Source organism: Haladaptatus sp. HS23 (assembly GCF_056892285.1).
Window position 1 is genome coordinate 1 of sequence record NZ_JBXGLH010000078.1, and the last position, 255, is coordinate 255.

Annotated in this window: 1 protein-coding gene; it reads left to right on the top strand. The window is 46.3% G+C overall.

All coding sequences use genetic code 11. The features are described from left to right. On the top strand, positions 1 to 248 hold a 248-nt coding region (locus tag AC1XDK_RS30885; protein ID WP_483353843.1), incomplete at its 5' end, for a hypothetical protein. Positions 249 to 255 lie beyond the last annotated feature (7 nt).

Consider the following 255-nt stretch of genomic DNA (forward strand, 5'->3'; position numbering starts at 1 on the left):
TCGCTTTTGTGTTTGGCCAACGTATTCACCACACGTTTCGAACTTTACTAGCGCTGCTCGAAGAGTCCCGCCTTAGAGTAAGCCGTTGGATCACAGATGCCTGGTGGGTCTACTTTGACTGCTTAGATCAATCGATTCGTTTAGAATGTAAGCCCCTTATTACAAAGCTTGGAACGCAAACACCTAGACTTACGCTCAATGCTTTGGGTTTGATCTTTGCCCACCTGATGAATGGCCGTCGGCAATAAATCATAG